The sequence below is a fragment of the Natronomonas gomsonensis genome (assembly GCF_024300825.1).
In the GTDB taxonomy this organism is placed as follows: Archaea; Halobacteriota; Halobacteria; order Halobacteriales; family Haloarculaceae; genus Natronomonas; species Natronomonas gomsonensis.
The window spans coordinates 650,396-673,111 of sequence record NZ_CP101323.1; the positions used below are offsets into that span (position 1 = coordinate 650,396).

A 22,716-nucleotide genomic window follows, 5' to 3' on the forward strand; every position below is an offset into this window, starting at 1 on the left:
AACGCGCCCTTTGGGCGCGGCAGGAGGCGCTCGCGCATATTTTCCCCAAGTTTTTGCCACGGAGGCGTGTTCGCCCACGGGGAACCGCCGGAGTGTGCAAAAAGTGGGTTTACATGTCCGGGAACGCTTTTGCGGCGTCGGCGAACCCATTGACCGTCTTAATCCAGCGTGCGGCGACCGTCTTTTTCAGCGCCTTTGCGGCGGGGCCGCCGAAGGTGTCGACAGGCAGTCCCTTCACGTCGTGGGCGACGGCCTTGCTGCCGACGGAGATGAGCGTCCCCTTGTCGTCGTACTCCCACTCCTTCAGCGGCTGGCCGCGGATGGTGCGGGCGATGTTCTCGCCGGCGACCTCGGCGGCCTGCCAGGCGGCCTGTGCGGTCGGCGGTGCGGGTTGTTCCTGTCCGGGCTGGTCGATGAGCGCGGCGTCGCCGAGGGCGAAGATGCGCTCGTCGGAGGTCTGGAAGTTCGAGGCGGACTCGATGCGGTTGCTCCGTTCGTCCTTGTCGACCTCGGCCGTCTCGGCGGCGTCTTGGCCGGTGATACCGCCGGTCCACAGCAGCACATCGTAGTCGAGTTCCGTCTCGTCGCCGACGTAGACGGTTTCCTCGTCGACCTCGCCGATGAACTCGCCGGTGTGAATCTCGACGTCCTTCTCTTCGAGCAGTTTGCGGAGTTTCGCCTGCACGACGGGGTCGTTGTTCGGGAAGACGTTGTCGAGGCCCTCGACGAGGTGGATGTCGAGCGGGGCGCGGTGTTTGTCTCGGAACTCCGCGATTTCGCCGGCGGACTGGATGCCGGAGAGGCCGGCACCGCCGACGATGACCTGTGCGGGGTCGTTCCGCGAGGCTTCCCGGGCAGCCTCGGTGATGGCCTCGTGGATTTCGAGGGCGTCGTCGAGCGTCTTCAGCGTCAGTGAGTGTTCTTCGAGGCCGTCGATACCGAAGAAGGCAGTCTGGGAGCCAAATCCGACGAGGAGGTAGTCGTAGTCGATGGTCGAGTCGTCGTCGAGCGTAATCTGACGGTCCTCGGTGTCGATTCCCTCGACGCGGCCCTGTACGAACCGGGTCGACGGCGACTTGATTTCCGACACCGAGAACGTGATCTTCTCCTGTACCTCTGGATTGCGGATACAGCGGTGGGATTCGTGGAGAACAAGGTGGTGGTCGACGTCTGACACCCACGTAATGTCTGCCTCTCCGTCGAGTTCCGATTCGAGCCGTTTGACCGCGCCGGTGCCGGCATAGCCGGACCCGAGCACGACGACGTCGTCCGTCATGTAAGACAGTGGGGATGCCTCCGATACAAACCTGTTGGAACCGCACGGCCGGCGAAAGTTGCCGAATCGACTCCCTTCGGGCGATTGTGCCTCGGTATCAGTGGGCGGCCTCTTCGTTGCCCGCCGGTGCCTCCATCTTGTCGATGGTAAGGATGAGGCTGTTGTTCGTGTCGTCTTTGCCCTCGATGGTTCCCGCGATGAGGAGTCGCGACAGCGGAGTCGGCCCGACGGTGATGTCGTCACCCTCGCTGAAATCGGCGATGGAGCCCTGCAGTTTGATTTCGGCACGGCACAACTCGGGGTGGTGGACGCTCGTGAGGTCGATTTCTTGGACGTTCGCACTCTCGATGAGTTCGCCGTCGTGTCGGAAGGGGACGTCCGCCGCTTGGTCCATCTCCTGTATCTTCAGCGCGTCGTAGGCGTTCGCTGTAGGCTTGTAGCCGCCTTTCGGTCCGGGTACACCTTCGACCAACTGGAGCGCCTTGAGACTCTGCATCTGGTTGCGAATCGTCCCGGGGTTTCTGTCTACCTGTTCGGCAATGTCTTCCCCCTTGACGGCGCTTTCGGACTCACGGTGAAGGTTGATGAGCTCCTGAAGAATCGTCTTCTGACTGGGGGTGAGCTCGATTGATGACATAGGCTATCATTCGATAGTTCCGTCCTTAAACCCGACGGTGGGACAATGCGTTTCGCCGGCGTTCGGTTTCCTCACGGTCGCTGACGTGAAGGGCACTGGCGGCGGTTTTTAGACGGTCGGTACTGTACCGGTGGTATGGACCTCCGAGTAATCGGTGCGCCGATGGACCTCGGTGCGGACCGACGTGGCGTCGACATGGGGCCGTCGGCGATTCGGTACGCTGGTCTCGCCGATACCGTCCGAGACGTCGGCCTTTCCTACGACGATGCCGGTGACCTGCCCGTCCCGCGACCAGAGGGTCGAGACCCGAACGCCGAAACGCCGGGAGAGGGCCGAGCGAAGTACCTCCGAGAGACGCGTTGGGTGTGTCGCCGCGTCGAGAGCGCCGTCGCCGACGCCATCGACGACGGCGACCTCCCTTTGGTCCTCGGCGGCGACCACTCCATCGCTATCGGCAGCGTCGGTGGGGCGAGCGCGGACCAGGACATCGGCATCCTCTGGCTCGACGCCCACGGCGATTTCAACACGCCGGAAACGTCCCCGAGCGGGAACGTCCACGGGATGCCTGTGGCGGCCATGCTCGGACGTGGGGCGTTCGCCGAGAAGCGGTGGGCCAACGCCGACATCGACGAGGAGAACATCGCGATGGTCGGTCTCCGAGATATCGATGAAAAGGAGCGCCACGCCATCCGTGACAGCGACGTGACGGCGTTCACGATGAGCCACATCGACAACCGGGGGCTCGTCCCGGTCATCGAGGATGCCATCGCCGCGGCGCTCGACGGAGTCGACGCGCTGCACGTCAGCCTCGATATGGACATTCTCGACCCTGACGAGGCCCCCGGCGTCGGGACACCCGTTCGTGGCGGCGTCACGTACAGAGAGGCACACGCCGCGATGGAACTCATCGCCGATACCGGTGCCGTCCGGTCGATGGAGGTCGTCGAGGTCAACCCCATCCTCGATTCACACAACAGAACTGCGGAGTTGGCTGTCGAGTTAATCGCGAGTGGCCTCGGAAAAGTGATTCTCTGAAATCGGTCGGGAACTCGTCTACAAGTCGAGCATCTCGGCGACCTGCTGCATGTCCTTGTCGCCGCGACCCGAGAGGTTCACGACGATGGTGTCGTGGTTGCCCTCGTCGGCCAGTTGTCCGGCCAACGCGACGGCGTGGGCGGTTTCCAGCGCCGGGATGATGCCCTCCAACTCCGAGAGGTCCCGGAACGCGGCCAGCGCCTCGTCGTCGGTGATACCGCGGTACTCACAGCGGCCGACAGCACGGAACATGGCGTGCTCCGGGCCCACGCCGGGGTAATCGAGTCCGGCGGAGACGCTGTGGACCTCCACATCGTCGTCGATGACGCGGGTCTTCATCCCGTGGATGACCTCCTCGTTGCCCGCCGCAAGCGGTGCAGCGTGGCGCTTGGAGTCCGCGCCTTCACCGCCGCCTTCGCCACCGTAGAAGTCCACGTCGTCGTCCCGGAAGGCGTCGAACAAGCCGATTGCGTTCGACCCGCCGCCGACGCAGGCGACGCAGGCGTCCGGGAGGCCGCCGATTTGCTCTTTGGCCTGCTCGCGGGCCTCCTTGCCGATGACCGACTGGAACTCCCGGACCATCCGCGGGAACGGGTCCGGACCGACGACGCTGCCGACGAGGTAGTGGGTGTCGTCCATGTTCTCGGCGAAGTCCTCTAAGGCGGCATCGACGGCGTCAGCCAACCCGGACCCGCCGCGGGTGACTTCGTTGACCTCGGCGCCCATCAGTCGCATCCGGAAGACGTTCATCTCCTGACGCTCGACGTCTTTCTTCCCCATGTAAACCTCGGTGTCGAGGTCGAACAGTGCACCGACCATCGCCGTCGCGGTGCCGTGTTGTCCGGCGCCGGTTTCGGCGATGATGCGCTCTTTGCCCGCCTTCTTCGCCAACAGCGCTTGCCCGATGGCGTTGTTGATTTTGTGTGCGCCGCCGTGGAGTAAGTCCTCTCGTTTGAGGTAGATGTCGGCGCCGTAGGCCTCGCTGAGGTTCTCGGCGTGGAACAGCGGCGTCGGCCGACCGGCGTACTGTTCGAGGACGTGCCGGAACTCCGCTTGGAACTCTTCGCTATCGACGATGTCGTCGAACGCACCGGCCAACTGTTCGAGGGGTTCGAGCATTGGTTCGGGAACGTAGCGCCCACCGAACTCGCCGAACTCGTTGTCGTCCGCGTCTGACATGGATAGTGGTACGCACTACCGTACAAAACGGTTGCGAAGTGGACAGCGTTGGGGTCTCGATCGCTACTCGTCGGTCTCCTCGGCGGACGCGTCGTCGCCTCCGGTGTTGTCGACGACGTCGACGCCGGAAACGTGGTCGTCCTCGTCGAGACGCATCACGACGACGCCTTTCGTGTTTCGGCCCACTTCAGAGACCTCGTCGACGTGCGTTCGCATGATTTGGCCGGATTCGCTCATGATGACGAGTCCGTCACCTTCCGAGACGGCGTTGATGGCACAGACGGGGCCGTTTCGCTCGTCGGTTTTGATGTCGATGAGGCCCTTCCCGTAGCGGGACTGCTGGCGGTACTCGCTCAGCGGCGTCCGCTTGCCGTAGCCGTTCCGCGTCACCGTCAGCAGGTCGCGGTCGTCGTCGGGTTCGGCCGCGACGAGTCCGGCGACTTCGTCGTCCTCCTGTAGCTTGATTCCGTTGACGCCGCGGGCGGAGCGGCCCATCGGCCGGGCGTCGGCCTCGTCGAAGCGGATGGTCATTCCGCCCCGGGTCCCGATGAGCAGGTCGCCATTTCCGGCGGTGACTTCCACGTCGACCAACGCGTCGTCGTCTTCCAGTCGGACGGCACGGATGCCGCCGGAGTGGACGTTCTCGAAGTCCGAGACCGCGGTTCGTTTGACGTAGCCGCCGCGAGTCGCCATCGCGAGGTAGCCGTCGTCGATGTCGTCGGTGTTGACGACGGCCGTAATCTCCTCGCCGTCGTCCAAATCGAGGACGTTTACCGCGGAGGTTCCCCGAGCGGTCCGACCCATCTCCGGCAACTCGAACACCTTCAGGCGGTACACCTGCCCCTGATTGGTAAAGCAGAGCAGGTAGTCGTGTGTCGAGGCGGTGAACACCGTCGAGACGCGGTCGCCCTCTTTGGGGCGCGTCCCGATGATGCCCTTCCCGCCGCGGTGTTGGGTGTCGAACTCCGAAAGCATCATCCGCTTGACGTAGTCTTCCTCGGTGACGACGACGACGACTTCCTCCTCGGCGATGAGGTCCTCGCGGGTGACCGACCCCGCGTCCTCGATGATTTCGGTGCGGCGGTCGTCGGCGTACTCGTCTTTGATTTCGCGGAGTTCCCCTTTGATGACTTCGAGCAGTTCCGACTCGTCGCCGAGGATGGTTTCGAGACGCTCTATTTCGGCCTGTACCTCCTCGTACTCGGCTTCGACCTCACCGGCCTCCATCGAGGTGAGCGACCCCAACTGCATCCGGACGATGTGCTCGGCCTGCTCCGTCGACAGTTCGAACTCGGTCTCCAACCCGGCGATTGCGGCGTCGCGGTCGTCGCTGCCGCGGATGAGTTCGACGACATCGTCGACGTTGCCCAAGGCGACGAGACGGCCTTCGAGAATGTGGGCGCGGTCTTCGGCCTCCTCGAGTTCGAACTGCGAGCGCCGGCGGACGACCTCGCGGCGATGCTCGACGAACTGTTCGAGCATCTCCTTGAGGTTCAACACCCGGGGTTGTCCGTCGACCAGCGCCAACGAGATGACCGAGAACGTATTTTCGAGGTGGTGTTCGAGCAGTTGGTTCTTCACCACGTCGACGTTCGCGCCGCGTTTGCAGTCGATGACCACGCGGATTCCGGTCCGGTCGGACTCGTCGCGGATGTCGCTTATCCCCTCTATTTTGCCCTCCTGGACGTCCTCGGCGATGCGCTCGATGCGGCGGGCCTTGTTCTGCTGGTACGGCATCTCGTTGATGACGATGCGGTCGCCGCCGCGGTCGGTGTACTCCACGTCGATGTCCGCACGCACGCGGAGTCGACCCCGCCCCTCCGTGTAGGCGTTCATCAACCCCTCGCGGTTGACGATTTTCGCGCCGGTCGGGAAGTCGGGCCCCTTGACGTACCCCTCGGAGTTCGGGGTATCGATGAGGTCCGACACCGAACAGTCGGGGTTGTCGATGAGGTGGATAGAGGCGTCGATTATCTCGCCGAGGTTGTGCGGCGGGATGTTCGTCGACATCCCAACTGCGATACCCGAGGCACCGTTCACGAGCAGGTTCGGCACCCGCGCGGGCAACACGTCGGGTTCGGTAAGCCGGTCGTCGTAGTTGCTCTCGAAGTCGACGGTGTCCTTCTCTATGTCCGCCAGCAGTTCCTCGGCGATGGGGGCCATCCGGGCCTCCGTGTACCGCATCGCCGCCGGCGGGTCGCCGTCGACCGACCCGAAGTTACCCTGCCCGTCGACCAGCGGATAGCGAAGCGAGAAGTCCTGTGCCATCCGGGCGAGGGCGTCGTAAATCGCGCTGTCGCCGTGGGGGTGGTAGTTACCCATCGTCTCGCCGATAATCGACGAGGACTTGCGGTGGCCGGCGTGGGCGGTGACGCCCATCTCCGACATCGCATACAGGATGCGTCGCTGGACGGGTTTGAGACCGTCGCGCGCGTCGGGCAAGGCACGCCCGACGATGACGCTCATCGCGTAGTCGATGTATGACTGCTCCATCTCGTCTTCGATGCGGACGGGCTCTACTCGGTCTGCGGGTTCGTCCGGAGGTTCGGGTGTCTCTGAACTCATGTGTGAACTGGTGGTGTCTCGTCGTTCGTCCTCAGATGTCGACCCATTCGGCGGCGTCGGCGTGTTCCTTGATGAACTGCTTTCGCGGCTCGACGGCGTCGCCCATCAGCACCGAGAACATCCGGTCGGCCGCGGCGGCGTCCTCGATGGTGACCTGCTTGAGAATGCGGTTCTCGGGGTTCATCGTCGTCTCCCAGAGTTGTTCTGGGTTCATCTCGCCGAGGCCCTTGAACCGCTGGACCTGCGAGGGGTTGCCGTCGCAGACGTCCTCGATGATTTCCTCCCGTTCGTCTTCGGTCATCGCGTCGTAGGTCTCTCCCTTGTACCGAATGCGGTACAGCGGCGGCTGGGAGGCGTAGACGTAGCCGGACTCGATGAGCGGCGTCATGTGCCGATACAGGAACGTCAACAGGAGCGTCCGGATGTGGGCGCCGTCGACGTCGGCGTCCGTCATGATGATTATCTTGTGATAGCGGGCCTCCTCGATGTCGAACTCCTCGCCGATACCCGTCCCGATGGCGGTGATGAGGTTCCGAATCTCGTTGTTTTCGAGGATGCGGTCGAGTCGGTGTTTCTCGACGTTGAGGATTTTGCCTTTAATCGGAAGAATGGCCTGATACTCGGGGTTGCGGCCCTGTTTGGCCGACCCGCCGGCGGAGTCGCCCTCCACGACAAACAGTTCCGAATCTTCGGGGTCACGCGTTTGACAGTCCGCGAGTTTGCCCGGGAGGCTCGTCGACTCCAGTGCCGATTTCCGGCGCGTGAGCTCCTCGGCCTTCTTTGCGGCCTTTCGGGCCTTCGCCGCCTCGACGGCTTTCGAGATGATGGATTCTGCGGTGTCGGGGTGTTCTTCGAGGTACGTCGCCAACTCCTCGTGGACGGCGCTTTCGACGATGCCGCGAACTTCGCTGTTACCGAGTTTGGTCTTCGTTTGTCCCTCGAACTGCGGGTCAGGATGTTTGACCGAGATGACCGCGGTCATCCCTTCCCGGATGTCGTCTCCTTTCAGCGTACCCTCGAGGTCCGACAGCATGCTGTTGGAGGTCGCGTAGTCGTTGATGACGCGAGTGAGAGCCGTCTTGAATCCCGTCAGGTGTGTCCCGCCCTCGCGGGTGTTGATGTTGTTGGCGAAGGCGTGAATCGACCCCTGAACGCCTGCAGTCGCCTGCAGAGCGATTTCGACGTGGATGTCGTCTTCTTCGTCGGAGACGTACACCACGTCCTCGTGGAGCACGTCGCGCGTCTCGTTGAGGTACTCGACGAACTCCTTGATGCCGCCTTCGTACTCGAAGGTGGACTCGACGATTTCTTCGGGGTCCTCGGGGCGTTCGTCCCGAATCGCGATTTCGACTCCGGGATTGAGGAAGGCGAGTTCCCGGAGTCGCGATTCGAGCGTCGAGAAGGTGAACTCGGTCGTCTCGAAGATGTCGTCGTCGGGCCAGAACCGAATCTCGGTGCCCGTCTCCTCGTCGTCGGCCATGTCGCGGACCCGTTCGAGGTCGTCTTCGGGTTCGCCGTGGTCGAAGCGGTGGCGCCAGACGGCGCCGTCGCGTTTGATTTCGACTTCGAGCCACTTCGAGAGGGCGTTGACGACGGAGACGCCGACGCCGTGGAGGCCCCCCGACACCTGATAGGACTTGCTGTCGAACTTTCCACCGGCGTGGAGGACGGTCATGATGACCTCGACGGCCGGCCGGTCGTACTCCTCGTGGGTGTCGACGGGGATGCCGCGACCGTCGTCCCTGACGGACACCGAGCCGTCCTCGTTGATGACCACCTCGATGGAGTCACAGTGGCCAGCGAGTGCCTCGTCGATGGAGTTGTCGACGACCTCGTAGACGAGATGATGGAGACCGCGCGTATCGGTCGACCCGATGTACATGGCCGGGCGCTTCTGGACGGCTTCGAGACCCTCCAGTACCTGAATCTGCCCGGCGCTGTATTCACTATCCTGAGACATCTGGATACCTGTCCGTCCCTAACTCCCCACCGGGTATAAATCCCCCGCACGCGCGGGCGCGAAAGCGCGAGAAGCGGCCCTCTCAGCCGCCCCGTTTCGTCCACTTCGATTCCACGTCCCGGTTGGCGAGAACCGTCGTATCGCCGTTCTCCAGCGTGAATCGACTCTTTCGGAGTTCGATGGCAGCGACGGTTCCCTCGACGCTGCCGACTGATACCCGGTCTCCGACCTCGAAATCGGGGTCCTTGAGGAGGTACACCCCCGCGACTGTGTCCTCTATCATCTCCGAGAGCGCATACGAGATGCCCAACGCGATGAAGCCGACGGCGGTGCCGAGACTCGCCGCGAGGTCGCCCAATCCGACGATTTTCAGAAACGCCAAGCCGACACCGAACCACATGAAGATGCCCACGACGGTGACGAACAGGTCGGCGACGAGCGACTGTCGGTCCGAGTAAACCTGCTCTAAGGACCGCCGAAGGACTGCCAACACGACCCGAATAAGAATGTACGCGAGGGTGATGAATATCAACCCTGAGAGGACCCGTGGAATCGCCGCCTGAACACCCGCTGCGAGTTCGGTGACCGCCCGAGCGACAGTGTTCGTCAGGAACTCCGTGGCCGTTACCATACACTGACGGCGGCCGCCGACAGCAAAAGGGTTCGGCCGCCGGTCGTTCTCCGCGGCGTCAGACAGGCGTCAGCGGGGGCGCCACGCCGTCGGCTTTCACTTTCACTCCGGTAGCGACGAGGTTTTAGGTACCGGGGGATTCATCACAGAACGAATGACCTCGTTTCAGTCGCAACTCGGGGAGGGCGACGGTGACGATCCCGACCCCGACCCCATCGCGGAGGAGCTCGCCCGCAGCCAGCGCTCCATCTCTATCGCCGAGTTCTTCGAGAAGAACAAGCAGATGCTCGGCTTCGACAGCGGGGCGAAGGCGCTCGTCACGGCCATCAAGGAGGCCGTCGACAACGCCTTAGACGCCACCGAGGAGGCCGGCATCCTCCCGGACATATACGTCGAAATCGAGGAGGTCGGCGACTACTACCGCCTCACCATCGAGGACAACGGCCCCGGAATCACCAAAGAGCAGGTGCCGAAGGTCTTCGGGAAACTGCTGTACGGTTCGCGGTTCCACGCACGAGAACAGAGCCGCGGCCAGCAGGGTATCGGTATCTCAGCGGCTGTCCTCTATTCACAACTCACCTCCGGCAAGCCCGCGAAAATCACCTCCAAGACCAACAACGGCAGCGACGCCCAGTACTTCGAGTTGACCATCGACACCGACACGAACGAACCCGAAATCGACGTCGAGGAGGGTGCCAGTTGGGAGCGACCCCACGGGACGCGCATCGAGTTGGAGATGGAGGGCAACATGCGCGCCCGCCAGCAACTCCACGATTACATCAAATACACCGCGGTCGTCAACCCTCACGCGCGAATCGAGTTCCACGAACCGAAGGAGTCGTTCAAGTTCGAGCGGGCGACCGACGACCTGCCGCCGGAGACCGAAGAGATTCGTCCACATCCCCACGGCGTCGAGTTAGGGACGCTTCTGAAGATGCTGGACGCGACGGATTCCTACTCGGTGACGGGGTTCATGCAGGGGGAGTTCACTCGCGTCGGCCAGAAGACGGCAACCAGCGTCGCGGACAACCTCCGGGACCGTCACTTCGGTCGGGAGGCCGCCTGGTCCGCACCGCAGGCCAACGAGGACACCGATATCCGGGCGGCGGTTACCGCTGCCGTCTCGAACAAAGGTGCCGAAGCGACGAAGACACTCGCAACCAACGTTGCCGAAAGCGTCGAGGACGCCGGGCGAGTCGCCCACAGCGAGGTCGTCACGTTGGTCGACGAACACGCCGAGGCGGTCGGCGAAGAGTACGACAAGACGTTCGGGGAGACGGTCCGGGAAAACGCCGTCGAGGCAGCGTGGGGAGAGATAACGTCGAACCGCCGTTCGGACCTGTATGAACTGGTCGATGAGGCGACGACGAGTCGGAAAGACGATGCGGTCGTCGAGGCGATGGCCCGCCGACTGGCCGACAAGTTCGACGACCAGGAGGACCAGCGAAACCGCGTCACGCGTGACGAACTACGGGAGTTCGTCGACCGGGCCGCAGACATGACCATCGAGCGCGACGACGCCAGTTTCGGCGAGACGGCCCGCGAAAACGTCGTCGAAGCGGTCTGGTCACAGTCGGTTCGCGTCCCCGACGAGGTGCCGAACGTCAAATCCGTCGCCGAGGACCGCGACACGGCGGCCCGCCTGCTCGAAGCGATGCGGGAGACGGACATCCTCTCGCCGCCGACGGATTGTCTCGCCCCGATTTCGGAGGAACTCGTCTACGCCGGCCTCGAAAAGGAGTACGAGGCCGATTTCTACGCCTCCGCGACCCGAGACGCCGAGGTCCACGGCGGGGACCCCTTCGTCGTCGAGGCGGGCATCGCCTACGGGGGCGACCTCGACGCCGGCGGGTCAGTCGATGTGCTCCGGTTCGCAAACCGCGTGCCGTTGGTCTACCAGCGCGGCGCCTGTGCCACCGTCGACGTGGTCAAGAACATCAACTGGCGGAACTACGGCCTGGACCAACCCGGCGGGTCGGGAATGCCGAACGGCCCCGCGGTGTTGATGATTCACGTCGCGTCGACGAACGTCCCGTTCACGAGCGAGTCGAAGGACGCCGTCGCCAACATCCCCGAAATCGAAGACGAAATCGAACTCGCCTTGCGCGAGGCCGCCCGCGAGTTGAAGTCGTATCTGAACAAGCGCCGGTCCATGGAGAAACGCCGCCGCAAACAGAACGTCATCGCCGACATCCTGCCGGAGATGGCCGGGAAACTCTCGGAGGTGACCGGCCGCGAACCGCTCGATATCGATGACTCGCTGGCCCGCATCATGAACAACGTCCTCATCGAGCGGAGCGTCGAAGACGGGACGGTCGAACTCACCGTCCACAACCACGGCGACACGAACGTCGCCCCCGAAATCACGGAAATCGTCAGTTCGAACCCCGGCGACCACGACGACGCCACCGTCGTCGAGATGGACGGCGAGTGGTTCCTGAAGTGGTCGCCGACGGTCGCAGCCGGCGACAGCGAGACGCTTGCGTACGACATCGACGGCGACGCCGACTTCGACGTCTCCGTCGAGGGTATCGAAGCCGAGAAACTCACCATCAACGCCTAACATGAGCACAGACACCGACCCCGACGTGAAGGACGAACTCGCCCGCGAGCGACTCATCGACCTCGCGGCGGAGTTCTACGACCAGTTCGCCGAGGGAGACGTTCCCTCGATGCAGATACCGACCCGGACGAAGAGCAACATCGTCTTCGACGAGGACAACGACGTGTGGGTGTACGGCGACCGCCACTCCACGCGGTCGGCCAACAGCGTCCGCGGCGCCCAGAAACTCCTGAAAGCCATCTACACCATCGAGTTCCTCGCCAACCAACTCGACGAGGACCGCTCGTCGACGCTGCGTGAGTTGTACTACCTCTCGGAGTCGTGGGACGAAGAGCGCGCACAGTTCAGCGGCCAAGACGAGTCCAACCAACTCGTCGAGGACCTCGAAATCGTCAGCGGCGTCACCCGCGAGGACTTCCACATGCGACCCGAGGAATCCGGGGCGACAATCATGGGGCCGCTGTATCTCCGCGAGCAGACCCGCCGCGGCGAACGGGAGATTCACTGCCAGAAGGACGTGGGTGAAGGTGGGTATCAGATTCCCAACAACCCCGACACCATCGAGTTCCTCGACAACGACGCCGACTTCGTGCTGTGCGTCGAGACCGGTGGGATGCGCGACCGACTGGTCGAGAACGGCTTCGACGAGGAACACAACGTCATCGTCGTCCACCTCAAGGGTCAACCCGCGCGTGCGACCCGCCGAATCACGAAACGGCTCCACGACGAACTCGATTTGCCGGTCGTGGTGTTCACCGACGGCGACCCGTGGTCGTATCGCATCTACGGCTCCGTCGCCTACGGCTCCATCAAGTCCGCACACCTCTCGGAGTACCTCGCGACGCCGGAGGCGGAGTTCGTCGGTATTCAGCCCGAAGACATCGTCGAGTACGACCTACCGACCGACCCGCTGTCGGATTCGGACATCAACGCCCTCGAAAGCGAGCTCGACGACCCCCGATTCCAAAGCGAGTACTGGACCGAGCAAATCGAACTCCAACTCGACATCGGGAAGAAGGCCGAACAGCAGGCACTCGCTTCGCGGGGCCTCGACTTCGTGACCGACACCTACCTCCCCGAACGACTCGGCGAGATGGACGTCCTATAGGCGAGGGAACTGGTTTTTACGGACCCGAACCAAACACGACGTATGAAGTGGCGCTGTGCGGAGTGCAAGCGCGTCTACGACAATCCACCGGAGACCTGCGTCTGTGGCGCCGCGAACGTCACCCCCGACGACGGTGAGGACGGTCGATACTCGCTGTCGGCACTCCGCGAGCGTCTGTTGGACCCGCAGTCGAGCGACCGCAGTCTCGTCCGCGATGAGCCCTACGTGGCCGTTGCCTTCCGTCTCCTCTTGGCGCTGGCGTTGCTCGGCGCCGTCGTCGTGACGATACAGGCGTTCGTCTAACCGTCGAGTTCAACGGCGACCCCCCGCTCGCGGAGGTCCGCGGCGAAGGCTTCGGCGTCGGTTTCGATTTCGGGGAACGTGTCGTAGTGAATCGGGACGACCAGTTCGGGGTCCATCGCCTCGGCGAGGTCGGCCGCCTCGTGGCGGTCCATCGTGAACGTCCCGCCGATTGGCGGACAGAACACGTCCACGTCGAGGTGTTCGTGGCCCGCCAGTACGTCGGTGTCGCCGGGCCAGTAGACCGAAACGCCGTCCAGCGTGACGTGAAAGCCACAGCCGCGGCCTTTCGGATGATACGGCTCACCGGAGGGTCTGACGTGTGAGCCGTCGGGGTCGTTGTACGCCGCCGTGGTCCTGATGATGGCGTCACCGACGGCGATGTCGGATTCGGCGTCGACATCCCGAACCTCGTAGGGGAGGTCCGCGGGCCGCTCTACGTTGCGGTCGATTCGGTGGGTGTTGATGCCCTCGAAAACGACGACTGTGGCGGCGTTGTCGGCGACACGGCGAATCGCGTCGGTGTCGTAGTGGTGGTCGTGGGACACGCAGACGAGATTCCCGTCGCCGCCGTCGTAGCCGTCAAGGACGCCGTAGCGACCGGGGTCGAGATACACGACGGTTCCGACGGCTTCGAGTCGGAGCGTCGCATAGCCGAGCCATTCGAGTTCCAACCCCTCGTGTTCGAGCATACTCGGGGCGAGACGTTCCGACACCACAAGCCCGGCGGTTTTTCACGCGCTGAAAGAGCGCTACTCGGTTTATGAGACGGTGACCCGATGAACTCGTATGGCGACGGACGAGGAGTTGAAACAGCGTGTCACGCAACTGGAGTCCTCGGGGAACACCGGTGGGTTGGCGCCGGCGTCGGCGAGCGAGGAGTTGGCGGAGTACCGAGCGACGACCAGCGAGATACACGACGAACTCGCGCGGCGAATCGAGGAACTCGACGACTGTACTGCCGCCGAGGCGGCACTCGAAGAGATTATCGACCGGCTGGACGACCTCGAAGCACGCCTCGACGCCCTCGAAGCCAGGGATTAGGCGTTTGCGAGCCGTTCGACGCGTTCGAGACTGTCGGCATCATCGGGCGATTTGTCCTCACGGACGCCGACGAACCGCGGGAATCGAAGCGCATACCCGGAGGAGTACGTCGGTGAGTGCTGTATCTCCTCGTACCCGACCTCGAAGACGACGGCCGGTTCGATGTCGACCTCGGTCCCCGACTCGGAGCGAACGTACGGCTCCAGCCGGTCGTGTAACGCCGCGAGTTCTTCGTCTGTGATGCCGGTCGCGACTTTCCCGAGCGTCTCGTAGCCGTCCGGCGTTCGGGCCGAAAGCAGGAACGTTCCCAACAGGTTCGCCCGACGCCCCTCACCCCACTCGGCACCGGTGACGACGAGGTCCAGCGTCTCCACGTCGGGTTTTCGCTTGAGCCAGTTCTTCCCGCGGTTGCCCGGCGTGTACGACGAGTCGGGGTTCTTGAGCATGATTCCCTCGTGGCCGTCATCGAGAGCTTCGGCCTCGAACTCGGCGATGGCGTCTGCGTCGTCGGTTAGGACCAACTCCGAGACGCCCGTCGACAGCAGGCCACACAGGCGGTCGTGGCGCTCGACGAGCGAGGTATCTAGTAAATCGTCGCCGTTGGCGTGCAGACAGTCGAAGGCGTGTAACTCCACGGCGACGCTCTCGCGTGTCGCGGCCACGTCGTGTTTGCGGCGGAACCGGCGGAGGACCTCTTGGAAGGGTAGGGGTTCGCCGGCCTCGTCGACGGCGACGACTTCGCCGTCGAGGATGGCCGGTACATCCAGTTGTTGGTCGACGGACTCGACGACCTCCGGCAGCGAGTCGGTCACGTCCTCGAGGTTTCGGGAGAACAGCCGCGTCGTCTCGCCGTCGTGGTGGACCTGCACCCGCGCTCCGTCGAACTTCGTCTCGACGGCCGCTCGTTCCCATTCGTCCAGTGCGTCGACGGCGGTGCCGGCCTGTGCGAGCATGGCTTTCACGGGGCGGCCGACTTGGAGGTGTACGTCCTCAAGGCCCGCCTTGCCATCTTCGCGGGCGGTTTCGGCGACGAGTCCGCAGTCGTTGGAGACCTGAATGGCGCGTGCGACCGCTTCGACGGGGACTTCGAATCCGTCGGCGATGGCGTCCCGGACGGTTCCCTCGCCGACGCCGATGCGCATCTCGCCCAACACGAGGCGAGCGAGAAAGCGCGCTTCGAGGTCGTCGGCGCGGTTGAACAGTCCGAACAGCGTGTCGAGTTTCGTGTCGGTACTGCCCGACCCTTCGGCGGCCGCAAGCGACCGGAGTTGGTCGTCCACCTCCGAAACGATGAGCGTATCGCCGCCACCGGCCCCGAACGCCGAAAGCCCCTGTTGGCCGCCCAAATCGAGGGTTTCGGCGACGGCGCCGATTTCGCCGACTTCTGCCAGTCGGTCCTCGATGTCGGCGACCGAAACGTTCGTTCCGGCGGCCTTCGCCAGCGCCGCGTAACACAGCGACGGCCCGATGTCGAGTTTCGTTCCGTCGTGGGCGGGGAACACACGGCCCTGCACGAAGCGAGCGACCGTGTCGAGTTCGTCGCCGGTCTCGGCGAACAACTCGGCCACGAGTGTGACCGTTTCGAGGTCCGCAGGCTCGGCTTCCATCTCGGCGGCGCGGTCGGCGAAGGCGGCGAACTCCATCGCTGTCGGCTTGGCAGGTGCCGGGATTAAATGATGTGACTCCGGTCGAACGTCGTAGGCTATGGACTGCCGGCAGACCGAAAAACAGCCGAAGAGTGAGAACTACGGCGTTACAGTACGTCGTCGAAGTCCTTGTGGCCCTTGATGTCGACACCCTCCTCGGTGACGGTGGCGAGGAAGACGCCGTTGCCGGAGCCGGTGTCGCGCTCGACGGCGGACTTGATACCCGAGGCGGCGACGCGCTTTGCCTCTTCGTTGCTCATTCCCTCCTCGTACTCGCGTTCGAGGGTCCCGTAGGCGACGGTCATCCCGGAGCCGGTGATGGTGTAGTCGTCGGCCATCACGCCGCCTGCGGGGTCAATGGAGTAGACGTGGTGGCCGTCGTCGTCGACGCCGCCCAGAATGGGATTGATGGCGAAGAACGGGCCGCCACGGGCGAAGTTCCCCGCGAGAGTGGCCAAAGCCTCGATGGAGATGTCCTCGCCGCGACGGGCCTCATAGAGGTTGACTTCCGCTCGGAGCGAGCGGATAAAGGACTGGGCGCCGCCGACCGAGCCGACGAGCGTCAGGGCAGCGGTCGGGTGAATCTGCTCGACCTTCTGGACGTCCTTGTTGGAGACGAATCGGCCGCCGAGGGAGGCGCGCATGTCGGTCGCGATGACGACGCCTTCGGATGTCGTGATGCCGATGGTGGTCGTTCCCGTCTTGTTGACGCCCTCCAAATCGTCCGCGGAGAGGTCGTTCGACGGCACCTCGCCGAGTTCGGGTTCGTACGGCGAGAGGGTGTGGTCCTGACCGGTGCGGGGCAGGGAGGTGTCTGGTTGTCGCATTGCACTGCGGTAGAAACCGACCGCAGATAAAACCTTCCGGTCAGGCCGCCGATTCCGCTTTCTCGTGGGCCTCACCGAGCCGCTCGACGAGTCGCCCGATGGGGAACGGGATACCCGCTCGCTTGGCTACGAGCGCGACGGGGAGCAGGGTGATGCCGAGGACGATGCTGAACTGGTACAGAGCGAACACGACCGCCCGGTACGCCTGGGATTCCATCTCGGTCGTGGCAATCAGGTAGGTGGGTATAAGCTTTCCTCTCGTGTCGGCGGGCCGGATGATAAATTATGCAGAACAACGGCGCCGCAGTAATGCGGTTCCAGTCGAATTGTATTTCGACGAACTGCGGTTGCGTAATCGTCGCCGTCGTCGGATTACCCGCGTATCCGGTCGGCGCCATCGCCATAACTTATGAGAACGATGGTGGTGACGTGCGCGGCGCGATTCGACGGTCGACTCACGGGAATGCGGGCCGGCGCTCGTGAAACAATAGGGCTATCCGTCGGGGGCCGCAGGGTTCGAGTATGAGCAACTACCTCGTCGCGATGGAGGCCGCGTGGCTGGTGCGTGATGTCGAGGAGATAGACGACGCCATCGGGGTGGCCGTCAGCGAAGCCGGCAAACGGCTCAACAGCGAAGAGATGGATTACGTCGAAGTCGAGGTCGGAGCGACGCCCTGTCCGGCCTGTGGCGAGGCGTTCGACTCGGCCTTCATCGCCGCCGACACCGCGTTGGTCGGGCTCTTACTCGAAATGAAAGTGTTCAACGCCGACAGCAAACAGCACGCCTCCCGCATCGCGAAGAGCGAAGTCGGCGGCGCGCTCCGAGACGTTCCGCTGAAAGTCATCGAAGTATTCGAAACCGACGACGCAGACGACGACAACTAGGACATGTGGGCCGCGACGTCGGCCTCGGTGATGATACCCTCCAGTTGCCCGTCTCTGACGACCATTACGGCGTCCTGGTGGTTGAGGTGGGCGTTGACCTCGTCGAGGGTGGCATCGGGTTCGACCGTCGTAATCGCCTCTCGCATCACGTCTGCGACGGGGAGTTCGCCGGCGTTTTCGTCGTCCAGTTGCCTGATATCCGAGTTCGAGATGATTCCCTGCGGTCGGCCGTCCCGGACGACTGGGAGTTGTGAGTAACCTTCCTTCACCATCAGGTCGATAGCCTCGCGGACGCTGTCGTCCGGTGCGACGCTGATGACGCCTTCGTGCATGATGTCGTCGGCGTGCATCACCGCGCTTTCGGCCTCGTCGAGCGCCCCCACGATGCGCCGGAGCGTCGAGAGTCGCGGGTCGACGTCGCCTCCCTCGATGCGTGCGATGAGCGGCTGTGACACGTCCGCGCGGTCGGCCAGTTCGCTCTGGGTCAACTCCAGACTCGTCCGCCGCTCACGGAGGTCCGCCGGCGTCGGCAGGTCGGTTCCCATACGAACCAATAACTAACAGTTATACAAAAAGCCACCGGCCCTGTTACGGTCGGTCCGAGGGTTCAAGTACCGAAACGGGACCACCCGGCGTATGCGCCGTGCATCGGCGGTCAGTCCCCAAGGCGGGAGCGTGGGGCAGGGCTGGCCGATACCGTCTCGCCCCGCCTGTTCGCCTACAACTCCAGACCGCGAATCTCGACGCTATCCCCGGATTCGACGCTGCCGATGATCCGTGCATCGTCGAGTTCGTTGACGACTGCGTCGGCGTCGTCTTCGGGCAACGCCGCGACGAAGCCGGTTCCCATATTGAACGTTCGGTGCATCTCCTCGTCGCTCACGTCTCCTTCCTCCTGAACGAACTCGAAGACCGGCTGGACCTCGAAGGGGTCGTCGATGTCGTAGCGGAACTCGCCCATCCGTGAGAGGTTCGTCCATCCGCCTCCCGTGACGTGGGCTGCCGCGTGTGTCTCGACGGCGTGGAGCGGTTCGAGCACCTCCCGATAGATACGCGTCGGTTCGAGCAACGCCTCGCCGACAGTTCGGTCATCGTAGGGGAACGGGTCGGTGTACTCGTGGTTCAGCGTCGCTGCTTCCCGTGCCAGCGTCAGCCCGTTGGAATGAATCCCCGAGGACGGAAGTCCGACGAGGGCGTCACCGGTCTGTGCCTCACCGTCGAACAGTTCCCCCTCGGTCGCCAGTCCAGCGCAGGCGCCGGCAAGGTCCAATCCCTTGATGACGTCGGGCATCACGGCCGTCTCGCCACCGACGAGAGCGATTTCGGCGCGTTCCGCACCCGCCGAGAGCCCCTCGCCGACCGCCTCGGAGGTGTCGTCATCGGGAGTGTCGACTGCAAGGTAGTCGACGAACGCGACGGGCGTCACTCCCGTCGCGATGAGGTCGTTGACGTTCATCGCGATGCAGTCGATGCCGATTGTCGAGTAGTCGTCGAGCGCCTCGGCGACGAGCAGTTTCGTCCCGACGCCGTCCGTCGCAAGGGCGAGATACCGGTCGCCGATGTCGACCAAGCCGGCATAGTCGCCCTCGAACTCGCCGACGGCACCGATGAGTGCCGCAGTAGCGGCCTCGCTCGCGTCGATGTCGACGCCCGTATCCGCGTAAGTGAGTCCCTCGTCGTTCTCGTCGGTCATATCCAATGGGCGGTCCGACCGGAGCAAAAGCGCGTCGGTTGGCTCACGCCGCTGGGAGTCGAACAGTCACGACAGTGCCACGTGGCTCGTTGTCCTCTATGGTCACCTCGCCGTTGTATCGGGAGACCAGAGTCCTGACGAGATACAGCCCAAACCCCTCGCCGTCGCTGTCCGGAGTTCGGGTTCCAGGCTGGAAGTAACTCTCCCGTTTCTCCGGCGGAATGCTCGGCCCGTCGTCCGCGATTCGCACGACGACTTCACCGACGGCGCGCTCTGCAGTCACCGTCACCGTCGGGGTTCCGTCGTGGTGCTCGACCGCATTCGACAGCAGGTTCTCGAATATCGTATCGATAAGGCTATCGGCGCGAACCGACAGTCCGTCCTCGATGTCGGTTCGAAACGTCGCATCCGGCGACGCCTCTGCTCTCGCCTCAACGACGCATCGCAAGGTCGCCGAAATGTCCGTCGACGTGAGGTACAACCCTCCGGAGAGCGATTCGGTCAGCGTCTGTGCTTCGTCAATGACCGTGTTGAGGTGGCGTGCCCGGTCGGCAATGAGTTCCGAGTGGCGGGCGACGGTGTCGTCGGCGGTTTCGTTCTCGACGAGGTCGGCGTACGACTGGATGACTTGAATGCTGTTTCGGACGTTATGTCGCAGCAGTCGGTTGACGAACACGAGTCCGTCACGCTGGCGTTCGGCTGCCTCGTCTGAGGTCATCGAATCGACGGTCGAAACGCCGATGAGCAAGCCGGCAACCGACCCGGCCGTCCCTGCGAGCAACAACTCGCCCAACATCACCGTCGGATTCATCGACTGATGCAGCGACCGCCACCCCTGGGCGAGGGCGACGACGGCGACGATGCCGGCGAACCCGAGCAGCGTCCAGAGACTGGCCCACCACCGCTTTTGCGTATCGAGTTGGGTTCGGGCGAGCCGCAGGCTCGCATAGAGAAGTGCTCCGGAAGCGACGACGACGAGCGCGAAGACGAACCCGATGACGACTGCCGTCGAGGGGACGGTGGGTTGATGCTGCCACAGGTAGAGTGCGGCTGCGACGAGCAGCGTCACCCCCAACCCACCGATAAGCACGACCGGGGTCGTCCTGACGACAGTCTCCCGATACGTGTAGCTCACGAGTTGAGATGCGGTGTTCCGGTATAAATACCCACCAACGGTTTCAAAGTTTGAAGGTGGTCAGTACGGGAAGCCGACGAAGAGGAACGCACCGACGGCGAGCAAAACGGTGCCGGCGAAGACGACCGCGAAGACGGCTTTGCTCCACGAGACCACCTTTTTGCCATCTAGGGGTCCGAACGGAATCATATTGAACGCCGCGAGGACGGCGTTTATCGTGACACCCAACTGCCCGAGTTCGCCGACAAACCCGCCGAAAAAGACCAACGGGAGGAACACGGCGACGAGTACGACGTTCGTCAGCGGGCCGGCAACCGAGACCAGTCCGTTCTGGCGTTCGGTGATTCGTCCACGGTGATACACCGCTCCCGGTGCGGCGAAGAGGAATCCGGCGAAGGCGGCTCCGACACACAGCGCGAGCATGGCGTAGTCGGCTTTGAACGCCGCAATTTGGCCGAACCTGACCGCGACGACCTTGTGGGCCAACTCGTGGAGGAGAAATCCGACCCCGACGGTCAGCACGCTGAGAGCGAACACGCGAACGAAAAGCGGCGACGTGACGGCACCCGCGATGTCGGGGAACACCTGCCGCCCGGTCGAAACGAAGATGAACAGCGTAAACGCCAGTCCCAATGCGCCCCACGCAATCGCCAAATCCCGGATTTCGTCCGGGTAGAACCGAACGTCCGCGAGCGTGAGGCCGCTCATGCGACCGCCCCCGTGAGCAGGTCGACGCTGTTTCGAGCGGCCTCGAGCATCAGCCGAGCGATGCCGTCGGCACCCTCGATACCCGACCCGGCGAACACGTACGGCAGGAACACCGTCGCGAAGAGTACGCTTCCGACGAAGCTCCCGACGTTCGTCAGCGCGACTATCATGATGAGCCGGAACAGCGGCACACCCCTGAGATTTCGCCAGAGGTCTCGAATCGGAGCATCCTCGTCTGAGAGGATTTCGTTGAGCGTCGAGATGTCGCTGACGTTCACGTCGAGATACCGCAGTTCGACGTAGCCGGCGAACCATCCCGGTGCGAGCAACGGGTTGACGCTCGTCAGCCACGCGATGCCGCCGCCGACGCCCGCAGAGCGCCAGTGGGCACCAGCGAGTTTGGCGAGGCCGAACGCCAACACACCGTTGACGAGGAACCATGCCGCGAACAGCCGGAACAGCAGTTCGCTCGAGGCGCCCTCGACGCCCGTGTACGTCGCGATGGCCAGCAGGACGAAGAAGACCAGAAAGCCGAGCGTGAACAGGTAGCCGAACAGTTTGTACAGCGAGAATCGACTGCCGGAGGTTCGGCCGCTCAACTCCGCCATCGGCGGCAACAGCGACGGTTTCTCGAGGTAGCGTTCGATTCCCTCGCGGTGGCCGGCGCCGACGATGGCGACGACGTGTTTACCCTGGTCGCGCAACGCGACGAGTTGGTGGGCAATGTAGGCGTCCCGCTCGTCGATGAGCGCTTCCGCACCGCCCGGAGAGAACCGCCGGAACTCCTCCATCATCGCACCGACAACGTCGGTGTCAGTCATCTGCTCGATGTCTATGTCGTCGATGTCTTCTTCGGGGACCATCCGTTCGAGGAGGACGGTCAGCACTATCCCGAGGCCGAGGCCGACCGCCAATGCCACGAGGAGCGTGTCCGCGATACCCACGAGGATGCCCGGTCCAACCCCGGCGGGCACGACGAACGGCCCCGCGAGGGCGCCGGCGAGTATCGAGATGACAAACCCGACCCCGATGCCGATGCCCATGCCGACTTCGACGGGCGTTCCGAACCCGATAGAGAGGCTCCCGACGAGTTTCAGTTTCTCCAGAAACGAGAGTCGTGCCCAGAAGCGCTGAATCGTCACTTGGATGTCCCGGTCGACGAGCGCCACGTCGATACCCAATCCCTCTGAGGTGTCGATGGCGGCTTTCATGTCGGCGCCGGGTTCGATGTCGAGACGGTCGCCGAGACGCGCCTGCACGTAGGAGAGCATCCAGTAGGCGAGGAACTGATAGACGGTGTTGCCGCGCAACAGGTCGCCGGCATCGAGGTCGTCGGGCGTTTCGCCTTTCATCTGGCGGTACCGACCCTCGTCGAGTTCGACGGCGACCACATCCGGTCGCTCCTCTTCGATGACGTCCTCGACCTCTTCGACACTCGCCTCGGAGACGTGCGCCGTCCCGACGACTTGGACGGAGCCCTCCTCGACGTCTTCGCTCATTGTCGGGTTCAGTCGGGCGAGCGGC

At 63.6% G+C, this 22,716-nt stretch carries 21 protein-coding genes; 6 read left to right on the forward strand and 15 right to left on the reverse strand.

Translation table 11 applies throughout. The features are described from left to right. Positions 1-109: 109 nt before the first annotated feature. Positions 110-1,276, reverse strand: coding sequence for an NAD(P)/FAD-dependent oxidoreductase (locus NMP98_RS03620; protein ID WP_254860195.1), 1,167 nt, complete (start codon positions 1,274-1,276; stop codon positions 110-112). A gap of 97 nt (positions 1,277-1,373) precedes the next feature. Next, complete coding sequence (locus NMP98_RS03625) at positions 1,374-1,913, reverse strand: Rrf2 family transcriptional regulator (protein WP_254860196.1); 540 nt, start codon at positions 1,911-1,913, stop codon at positions 1,374-1,376. A 135-nt stretch (positions 1,914-2,048) separates the two neighbouring features. Here NMP98_RS03625 and rocF point away from each other — a divergent pair, with 135 nt between their 5' ends. Further along, positions 2,049-2,948 (forward strand): arginase, encoded by a 900-nt coding sequence (rocF, locus tag NMP98_RS03630; protein ID WP_254860197.1) that lies wholly within the window; start codon positions 2,049-2,051, stop codon positions 2,946-2,948. A gap of 18 nt (positions 2,949-2,966) precedes the next feature. Here the strand turns inward: rocF and trpB are convergent, their stop codons facing one another. The 4 genes from trpB to NMP98_RS03650 form a co-directional block, all read right to left on the reverse strand. Further along, positions 2,967-4,127 carry a tryptophan synthase subunit beta gene (gene trpB / locus NMP98_RS03635; RefSeq protein ID WP_254860198.1) on the reverse strand — a complete coding sequence of 387 codons (1,161 nt, stop codon included), beginning with the start codon at positions 4,125-4,127 and terminating at the stop codon, positions 2,967-2,969. 63 nt (positions 4,128-4,190) lie between these two features. Further along, complete coding sequence (gene gyrA / locus NMP98_RS03640) at positions 4,191-6,692, reverse strand: DNA gyrase subunit A (protein WP_254860199.1); 2,502 nt, start codon at positions 6,690-6,692, stop codon at positions 4,191-4,193. 31 nt (positions 6,693-6,723) lie between these two features. Further along, positions 6,724-8,652 carry a DNA topoisomerase (ATP-hydrolyzing) subunit B gene (gyrB, locus tag NMP98_RS03645; protein ID WP_254860200.1) on the reverse strand — a complete coding sequence of 643 codons (1,929 nt, stop codon included), beginning with the start codon at positions 8,650-8,652 and terminating at the stop codon, positions 6,724-6,726. An 82-nt stretch (positions 8,653-8,734) separates the two neighbouring features. Continuing rightward, on the reverse strand, positions 8,735-9,283 hold the full coding sequence (locus NMP98_RS03650; protein ID WP_254860201.1) for a mechanosensitive ion channel domain-containing protein: 549 nt from the start codon (positions 9,281-9,283) through the stop codon (positions 8,735-8,737). Positions 9,284-9,437: 154 nt separating this feature from the next. On the opposite strand from NMP98_RS03650, the gene NMP98_RS03655 reads away from it, so the two are divergent. From NMP98_RS03655 to NMP98_RS03665, 3 genes are read left to right on the forward strand one after another with little or no spacing between them, the layout of a single operon-like run. After that, entirely contained in the window at positions 9,438-11,846 is a 2,409-nt protein-coding gene (locus NMP98_RS03655; protein WP_254860202.1) for a DNA topoisomerase VI subunit B, read from the forward strand. Between the two features lies 1 nt (position 11,847). Next, the gene (locus NMP98_RS03660) at positions 11,848-12,954 is read left to right on the forward strand and encodes a DNA topoisomerase IV subunit A (RefSeq protein WP_254860203.1); all 1,107 of its coding nucleotides are present in this window, start codon (positions 11,848-11,850) and stop codon (positions 12,952-12,954) included. A gap of 42 nt (positions 12,955-12,996) precedes the next feature. After that, a complete protein-coding gene (locus tag NMP98_RS03665) occupies positions 12,997-13,257 on the forward strand; it encodes a hypothetical protein (protein WP_254860204.1) in 261 nt (86 codons plus the stop codon). Here the strand turns inward: NMP98_RS03665 and NMP98_RS03670 are convergent. Continuing rightward, entirely contained in the window at positions 13,254-13,946 is a 693-nt protein-coding gene (locus NMP98_RS03670; RefSeq protein ID WP_254860205.1) for an MBL fold metallo-hydrolase, read from the reverse strand. The genes NMP98_RS03665 and NMP98_RS03670 overlap by 4 nt on opposite strands. Positions 13,947-14,043: 97 nt before the next feature. Here NMP98_RS03670 and NMP98_RS03675 point away from each other — a divergent pair, with 97 nt between their 5' ends. Continuing rightward, entirely contained in the window at positions 14,044-14,298 is a 255-nt protein-coding gene (locus NMP98_RS03675) for a hypothetical protein (protein ID WP_254860206.1), read from the forward strand. On the opposite strand, the gene ligA is transcribed toward NMP98_RS03675, so the two are convergent. From ligA to NMP98_RS03690, 3 genes are all read right to left on the reverse strand, one after another. Further along, positions 14,295-15,941, reverse strand: a complete 1,647-nt coding sequence (gene ligA, locus NMP98_RS03680) for an ATP-dependent DNA ligase LigA (protein WP_254860207.1) — start codon at positions 15,939-15,941, stop codon at positions 14,295-14,297. The two genes, NMP98_RS03675 and ligA, sit on opposite strands and share 4 nt — an antisense overlap. Before the next feature lie 110 nt (positions 15,942-16,051). Beyond that, positions 16,052-16,771, reverse strand: a complete 720-nt coding sequence (psmB, locus tag NMP98_RS03685) for an archaeal proteasome endopeptidase complex subunit beta (RefSeq protein WP_254860208.1) — start codon at positions 16,769-16,771, stop codon at positions 16,052-16,054. Between the two features lie 40 nt (positions 16,772-16,811). Further along, positions 16,812-16,988: a hypothetical protein gene (locus NMP98_RS03690; protein WP_254860209.1), complete on the reverse strand. Its 177-nt coding sequence runs from the start codon at positions 16,986-16,988 to the stop codon at positions 16,812-16,814. Positions 16,989-17,293: 305 nt separating this feature from the next. Here NMP98_RS03690 and NMP98_RS03695 point away from each other — a divergent pair, with 305 nt between their 5' ends. Then, a complete protein-coding gene (locus NMP98_RS03695; RefSeq protein ID WP_178917338.1) occupies positions 17,294-17,656 on the forward strand; it encodes a DUF555 domain-containing protein in 363 nt (120 codons plus the stop codon). On the opposite strand, the gene NMP98_RS03700 is transcribed toward NMP98_RS03695, so the two are convergent. From NMP98_RS03700 to NMP98_RS03720, 5 genes are all read right to left on the reverse strand, one after another. Further along, positions 17,653-18,201: a CBS domain-containing protein gene (locus NMP98_RS03700; RefSeq protein WP_156708170.1), complete on the reverse strand. Its 549-nt coding sequence runs from the start codon at positions 18,199-18,201 to the stop codon at positions 17,653-17,655. The genes NMP98_RS03695 and NMP98_RS03700 overlap by 4 nt on opposite strands. Positions 18,202-18,374: 173 nt before the next feature. Continuing rightward, positions 18,375-19,349: a phosphoribosylformylglycinamidine cyclo-ligase gene (gene purM, locus NMP98_RS03705; RefSeq protein WP_254860210.1), complete on the reverse strand. Its 975-nt coding sequence runs from the start codon at positions 19,347-19,349 to the stop codon at positions 18,375-18,377. Between the two features lie 43 nt (positions 19,350-19,392). Further along, positions 19,393-20,484, reverse strand: coding sequence for a sensor histidine kinase (locus NMP98_RS03710; protein WP_254860211.1), 1,092 nt, complete (start codon positions 20,482-20,484; stop codon positions 19,393-19,395). A gap of 60 nt (positions 20,485-20,544) precedes the next feature. Beyond that, a complete protein-coding gene (locus NMP98_RS03715; RefSeq protein WP_254860212.1) occupies positions 20,545-21,192 on the reverse strand; it encodes a zinc metalloprotease in 648 nt (215 codons plus the stop codon). Further along, complete coding sequence (locus tag NMP98_RS03720) at positions 21,189-22,691, reverse strand: TraB/GumN family protein (RefSeq protein ID WP_254860213.1); 1,503 nt, start codon at positions 22,689-22,691, stop codon at positions 21,189-21,191. Before NMP98_RS03720 ends, NMP98_RS03715 begins: the two co-directional genes overlap by 4 nt. Positions 22,692-22,716: the final 25 nt, after the last annotated feature.